Here is a 4,763-nt window from a genome sequence, read left to right as displayed (position 1 = left end):
CTGCCCGGACCTGCTACCGGTGATCATCGACGATGAGTTCATCGAAGCCGTGCGCAAAGACATGCCCGAACTGCCGGAAGCGCGGCGTGACCGCTTCATCAAGGAATACGATCTGCCCGAATACGACGCGGGCCAACTGGCCGGCGACCGTGCCACGGCGGACTACTTTGAAGCCACGGTCAAAGCCTGCGGCGAAGCCAAACTGGCGGGCAACTGGATCATGGCAGACCTGTCCGCCTACCTGAACAAAGAGGAAATCGGCATCGCGCAATCACCGGTCACTCCGGTGCAACTGGGCGGCCTGATCGAGCGCATCAAAGACGGCACCATTTCAAGCAAAATCGCCAAGAAAGTGTTTGAGGCCATGACCCAGGGTGAAGGCGATGCCGACACCATCATTGAAAAACAGGGCCTGAAACAGGTATCCGATACCGGCGCGCTGGAAAAAATGGTGGACGAAGTGATCGCCAACAACCAGGCACAGGTGGACAATTACCGCAACGCCGACCCGGCCAAGCGCCCGAAAATGCTCGGCTTCTTTGTCGGCCAGATCATGAAGGCCAGCAAAGGTCAGGCGAACCCCCAAGCGGTCAACGAAATTCTGATCAAGAAGCTGGAAGGTTAAATCCCTTCAGCCACGTGGAGATAAAAGCAGTCATGAGCGAATTGAAGAAAGACAAAAAGAAAGTTCTGGGCGAAGTGTTTGATGATGAGCGTATCAAAAGCTTCTTCCAGTATCCGGCCCCCGAAGGGATGGACCCGGACTTTCACTTGCTGGAGAAAGCCTACCGCGGCATGCGTGAAGAAAACTTTGCCACCTTTGTGCATTTTTTTGTCGAGCGCGGCCACAACCTGAACGCCCCCGGCCCCGACGGCAAGACCTTTCTGCAGACCATCAAAGACCACCGCCTGGCGGACGAGTACATCGCCGCCCTGAAACAGGCCGGCGCCGAGTAACCGGCCTTGCCCTTCCTCCGTTTCACGCCCAGCCTCTGGCTCACACTGGGGTTGAGCGTGATGATGGTATTGCTCGGCGCACTGCAGAGCGTGACCGAGCCCCTACTCGAACTCAACCGCAACGCCGTCAGCCAGGGCGAACTCTGGCGGCTGCTCACCGGCCACTGGATTCACTACGGCCCCTACCACCTGGCGATGAACCTGGGTGCCTTCATGCTATGCGGCTGGATTCTGTTTCAGGATATTTCGCTGCGCCACTATGGCCCTTTGTTGTTGACCTGTTTACTGGGCGTGGGCATCGGGATTCAGTGGTTCAACACCGACCTGGATTATTACGCGGGGCTGTCCGGTGCATTGCATGGACTGCTGGTAGCGGGAGTGATCATCACCTTCAAGCAGACACCCTGGATGAGCGGTCTGGCCTTGGCGGTGGTGGCTTATAAAATTGTGCAGGAACAGTGGCCCGGGTATGACACGTCACACGAGCTTTTGCCCGTCCCGGTAGCGGTGGATGCGCATTTATATGGAGCGGTGATTGGGCTGGCTTGGGGGGTTGGGGTTTTCTTGTGGCGAACTTGGCGAAGCCGTCACGTTTAGTTACGGCGGATGCGCCTTCGGCTTATCCGCCCTACGGCCGAGCGCAGCGGTATAAACTCGCGTAGGGCGGATAAGCGAAGCGCATCCGCCGTTACCCAAATCAAACGCTACGAACTACGAGGCCGACCGCGTCCGCCGCCGCTGCGATTGCCGCCTGGGCGACCACCACTGCCGCCCGACGAACGGCGCCGGGGCGCGGCGGGTTTCATGGGTGGGGTTTCGGCCAACAACTCCTCCGGCGGCTGCTCGCACTTGATCGACTCGCCCAAGAGCTCTTCAATCGGCGGCAACAACATCGCATCGTCCTCGCAGGCAAAACTGACCGAGGTGCCGTGCTTGCCCGCCCGGCCGGTACGACCGATGCGGTGCACATAATCTTCCGGCTCCTCCGGCAGGGTGAAATTCACCACATGGCTGATGCCGCTGATATGGATGCCCCGGCCCGCCACATCGGTGGCGACCAACACTTTCAGATCACCTTCCTTGAAGGCATTCAGGGTGCTGACCCGCTTGTTCTGGGGAATCTCGCCCGACAGCAAACCCACCTTGATATCGTGGCGGCGCAGCTTCTCGTGCAGGTCGCGGCACTGGTCCCGGCGGTTGGCAAACACGATCAGGCTCTCCACATCGTCCTGCTGAATCAGGTTGTAGAGCATCGGATACTTTTCTTCGGTCGCCGCCAGGTAGACATGTTGCTCCACCGTGTCGGTCGCCACACTCTCGGGCTGAATTTCAATGGTGGTGGGCTCGTGAGTCCACTGCTCCACCAGACGCTCGACCTCTTCTGTGAACGTGGCCGAGAAGAACAGAGTCTGCCGGTCTTCCCTCTTGGGTGTCTGACGCACGATCTGGCGCACTTGCGGAATAAAGCCCATATCGAGCATCCGGTCCGCTTCGTCGATTACCAGAATTTCCAACTGGTCGAGAAACACATCGCGCTGGCGGCAGAAGTCCAGCAGACGACCCGGGGTGGCCACCAGAATGTCCACCAGGCTGTCGTGCAGGCGGCGCTGCTGCTTGCCGTAATCCATACCGCCAACCAGCGTGTGGATCTGCAGGTCGGTGTACTTGCACAGCAGCTTGGCATCATCGGCGATCTGCATGACCAGCTCGCGGGTGGGCGCAATCACCAGGGCCCGCGCCTCGCCGGCATAACGCTGTTCTTCAATGGGGTGTTTGAGCAGGTCGTCGATCACGGCGGTGAGGAAGGCCGCGGTTTTACCGGTACCGGTCTGGGCCTTGCCCACCACGTCTTTGCCCTGCAGAGCCAGAGGCAGGGATTGCGCCTGAATCGGGGAGCAGTACTCAAAGCCCAGGTCGGCAATGGCGTGCATCAGGTCATTTTCAAGCCCGAAATCGTGAAAGCGCAGTTTGCCTTCGACTTCGGGCACCGGAAACTGTGAGATATCCCAGGGTTGGTTGGCCATAGGTTTATTGTTGCTCTTGTTTTGGCCGCCTCGGCGGCGATTGTTGTTCCGGCCCCGGCGGCGGTTGCCACCTTTCTTGCCGGAGCCTTGGTTTCCGGGCTCGTTGTTGGCCTCGGGGTTGCCGCTCTTCTCCGGCTGGCCCTTTTGGCTTTTCTGCTCCGGATGGCCCTGCTTTTCCTGCGAGTTTGCACGCCCGCCGGAGCCTTGGGCACGGCGCGGTTTGCGCCGACGGTTGCCGCCGGGCTTGCCGTTGCGGGGCTTTTGCTCGGCGCCGCTGCGGGGGTTGTCGGTTTGATTTTTGGGGCTGCGCCCTTTGCGGGTCTCGGAGTTGTTGGCCGGTTTGGAGTCCCCGGCCAGCTTTTTGAAGAGTTTTCCAATCAAAACGATCACCTACTGTACAAACTTTGCGCGAAGTATACAGGAAACCACCTCTTTCTCCCACCGTGGGGCAGGCTCTGTTTGGCACTAGCTCAGGGTGTTACTTCGCTCAGAGTGCTGCGGGAGGGTATTCCCTCCCTCCGCGGTGCCAACGTATCGTTCCGGGAGCTAGCGCCTTTCGTACGGCACCTTGGGCAACGGCGGATGCGCTGCGCTTATCCGCCCTACGGCCGAGCGCAGCGGTATAAACCCGCGTAGGGCGGATAAGGGAGAAGCCCGCATCCGCCGTTGCCCAAACGTTACGTTGGCACTGAAAGCCTTGGAGAGTTTGGCGTGGGTGCTAGTTCCCGAGACGTTAAGCTAACACCGCGGAGGCTGGGTATACCCTTGTGAGACCGTCGCCTGCCTGGACGGCAGGCGATCGAGCCTACAGGGATGTATTTACGGCGTGTCTCACAAGGGTATACCCAGGCGGAGCACTCAACGACAAAGCACCGAGGTTAAACCTCTCAAGAGCGGCACTGCATACGTGCCCTACTTATCGGTAACAGCACCCTCCGAGGCTGAGCTGACGGTTTTGGCGTATTTGGCCAGGACGCCTCGGGTGTAGCGTAGTGGTGGTTCTTGCCAGAGTTTGCGGCGGCGGTCGAGCTCGGCGTCGTCCACCGTCACCGAAATGGTGTTGGCTTCAGCGTCGATCACGATTTCGTCACCGTCCTCCACCAGAGCAATCGGGCCACCGTCCTGCGCTTCTGGTGTGACGTGCCCCACCACAAAACCGTGGCTGCCGCCGGAGAAGCGGCCGTCGGTGATCAGCGCCACCGAATCCCCCAGTCCCTTGCCCATGATCGCCGACGTGGGGGTCAACATCTCGCGCATGCCGGGGCCGCCCTTGGGGCCCTCGTAGCGGATCACCAGCACATCCCCGGCCACCACGGTGCCATCCATGATCCGGTCGGTGGCTTCCTCTTCCGAGTGAAACACCCGGGCCCGGCCGGTGAATTGGGTACCTTCCTTGCCGGTAATCTTGGCCACCGCGCCGGTGGGCGCCAGGTTGCCGTAGAGGATGCGCAGGTGGCTGTCCTTTTTCACCGGGTTGTCGAGGGCGTGAATGATGTCCTGCTCTTCGGGGTAAGGTTTAACGCTGGCCAGGTTTTCCGCCAGCGTCTGGCCGGTAACGGTCATGCAGTCGCCGTACAGCAGGCCGGCCTCCAGCAGGATCTTCATCAGGGGCTGAATACCGCCGATGGCAACCAGCTCACTCATCATGTAATGACCGCTGGGGCGAAGGTCCGCCAGCACCGGGACGCGGGCGCCGATGCGGGTGAAGTCTTCCAGGGTCAGATCCACGTCCACGGTGTGGGCCAGGCCCAGCAGGTGCAGCACGGCGTTGGTGGAGCCGCC

General features: G+C 60.4%; 4 protein-coding genes and 1 pseudogene. 3 read left to right on the top strand and 2 right to left on the bottom strand.

The features are described from left to right. The 3 genes and pseudogenes from gatB to rrtA all read left to right on the top strand — a co-directional run. A pseudogene (gene gatB / locus B3187_RS07370) lies at nt 1-625 on the top strand (Asp-tRNA(Asn)/Glu-tRNA(Gln) amidotransferase GatCAB subunit B); the annotation flags it as partial. A 32-nt stretch (nt 626-657) separates the two neighbouring features. Continuing rightward, nucleotides 658-957 (top strand): PA4642 family protein, encoded by a 300-nt coding sequence (locus B3187_RS07365; protein ID WP_286805456.1) that lies wholly within the window; start codon nt 658-660, stop codon nt 955-957. Between the two features lie 60 nt (nt 958-1,017). Beyond that, nucleotides 1,018-1,554 carry a rhombosortase gene (gene rrtA, locus B3187_RS07360; protein ID WP_286805454.1) on the top strand — a complete coding sequence of 179 codons (537 nt, stop codon included), beginning with the start codon at nt 1,018-1,020 and terminating at the stop codon, nt 1,552-1,554. Nucleotides 1,555-1,661: 107 nt separating this feature from the next. On the opposite strand, the gene rhlB is transcribed toward rrtA, so the two are convergent. Beyond that, nucleotides 1,662-3,362 (bottom strand): ATP-dependent RNA helicase RhlB, encoded by a 1,701-nt coding sequence (gene rhlB, locus B3187_RS07355; RefSeq protein ID WP_414673684.1) that lies wholly within the window; start codon nt 3,360-3,362, stop codon nt 1,662-1,664. Nucleotides 3,363-3,893: 531 nt separating this feature from the next. Then, on the bottom strand, nt 3,894-4,763 hold an 870-nt coding region (locus tag B3187_RS07350; protein WP_286805451.1), incomplete at its 5' end, for a dihydroxy-acid dehydratase.

Origin of the sequence: Marinimicrobium sp. UBA4209, from assembly GCF_002381585.1 — a bacterium.
GTDB lineage: Bacteria > Pseudomonadota > Gammaproteobacteria > Pseudomonadales > Cellvibrionaceae > Marinimicrobium > Marinimicrobium koreense.
The sequence above is the reverse complement of the archived record's forward strand: the minus strand, read 5'-3'. Positions and strand labels throughout refer to the sequence as shown.

Excerpts from the sequence above, each read along its gene's own strand:
- rrtA (WP_286805454.1), top strand. The coding sequence starts at position 1,018 with ATGATGGTATTGCTCGGCGCACTGCAGAGCGTGACCGAGCCCCTACTC.
- B3187_RS07365 (WP_286805456.1), top strand. The coding sequence starts at position 658 with ATGAGCGAATTGAAGAAAGACAAAAAGAAAGTTCTGGGCGAAGTGTTT.